Raw genomic sequence first — 1,522 nt, forward strand, 5'->3', positions numbered from 1 at the left:
ATTTAACATAGCTATTTTTTAAAGTAGTAACCGTTTCAATAATCTCATTGTAGTTCCTTCCTAGTCGATCAATTGCTTCAACCATGAAATAATCTCCTTCACGAACAAAATCAAGAGCTTTTTGGAATTGCTCTCGATTATTTACTGCAGCACCAGATTTCTTCTCTGTAAATATTTTTTCTGCGCCAAAACTTTTCAAGTTTTCAATTTGCCGTTCCAAATTTTGATCTTCAGTAGAAACTCTAGCATAAGCAACTTTCATTTCGTAATTTTCTCCTTTTACAAATCTATTTAATAGACACCCTAATCATACACTTAAAACCTAATCTTAACAATAATGCTTAAGTGGTTGTTTAAGGTTTACCCTAAATAGACATTGAATAAAAAATATGAAACAATGGACAGGAATCCAAAAAAAGGGAGTGACAAAAGACAATGCAAAAAATAAATTCTTTAACTCAATGTACAGAAATACAACTAGAGGAAGCACACAGAAAATATTTAATTATCTATCCATATTTACAAAAGCCAAAATATTTAGAAAAGATTAGCGTTGAGGAAAACATTTCAATTCGCACTTTGCGTTATTGGATTCAGAAATATCAAGAACTAGGTTTAAGAGGACTGGTTCGAATGAAAAGAACTGATAAGAGCAAAGTGAAAGTTGACCTAGCAATCCAAGACCAAGTAAAAAAATATTCTTGTCCAACAAAGGTATTTCAATTACTTCCATTTACCGAAGAACACTAGCTTGGTGTGAAGATAATGATTTACAATCTCTACGAACTACGCAATTAATTGCTAATTGAAATTCCTTTATTTTTCTATTTTATTCAAGGTAAGTAATATTCAAAGGAAATGTATTACTACAGAACCTAAAGCATAGGTTTAATGTAAACCTTTCTAACAATGTCAGATAAAGGGGGCAATTATATGAATAATACCAATTCAAAGTCAGAACAAAGTGATCAATCGCCAATAAGTTCTAGCCTTAGACTTGCCCTAATAACTGCTATTCTTACTACTATTGAAGAAGGCATTGCAACTATAGAAGCGATAACAGTTATAGATGAGGAAATCATTAATTCAGAAAAAGAAAAACAAGATCAAAAAGAATTAGATGAAAAGTTTGAAAAGATGCAGCAGCAAATTGACAAATTAACAACTGAATTAACAAAAGTAACAAAAAAGGAAATGGGAACAAACAGAAAGCAGTAGGTTTTTATCACAAGATAGCAAGGAGTACTAATAATCAAATTATTAAAGGTGCATTTACACAAGCTTCAGCCGACGAACAAAATTATGCAGTTTGATTTTTATATTTTATGAATGATCATTAATTTTGTAGAAGCCGGCAATCTCGTCGGTTTTTTTACTGAACATTTTGTGTCCGAAGCGCCGCCGATCAGTAGCGCTTCTTGTGTCTACTACGCATTATTTCTTGTTATGTATAATGAAAAATCTATTCAACAAATCGGGCGAAATAGTGGAAGAACTCTTTGTTTTTAAATGTAGTGTAGTG

3 protein-coding genes are annotated in these 1,522 nt (G+C 31.5%); 2 read left to right on the forward strand and 1 reads right to left on the reverse strand.

Features of this window, described 5'->3' with window-relative positions:
• A partial coding sequence (locus tag COD11_RS24935) for a recombinase family protein (RefSeq protein ID WP_141549745.1) occupies positions 1 to 262 on the reverse strand: 262 nt, incomplete at its 3' end.
• 173 nt (positions 263 to 435) lie between these two features.
• Between COD11_RS24935 and COD11_RS24940 the strand changes: the two genes are divergently transcribed.
• Entirely contained in the window at positions 436 to 750 is a 315-nt protein-coding gene (locus COD11_RS24940) for a helix-turn-helix domain-containing protein (RefSeq protein WP_031538327.1), read from the forward strand.
• Between the two features lie 183 nt (positions 751 to 933).
• Positions 934 to 1,218, forward strand: coding sequence for a hypothetical protein (locus COD11_RS24945; protein ID WP_031538328.1), 285 nt, complete (start codon positions 934 to 936; stop codon positions 1,216 to 1,218).
• The last annotated feature ends 304 nt before the right edge of the window (positions 1,219 to 1,522 follow it).

This window comes from Bacillus sp. AFS040349, assembly GCF_002577655.1.
Taxonomy (GTDB): Bacteria; Bacillota; Bacilli; order Bacillales; family Bacillaceae; genus Metabacillus.

Excerpts from the sequence above, each read along its gene's own strand:
- COD11_RS24940 (WP_031538327.1), top strand. The coding sequence starts at position 436 with ATGCAAAAAATAAATTCTTTAACTCAATGTACAGAAATACAACTAGAG.
- COD11_RS24945 (WP_031538328.1), top strand. The coding sequence starts at position 934 with ATGAATAATACCAATTCAAAGTCAGAACAAAGTGATCAATCGCCAATA.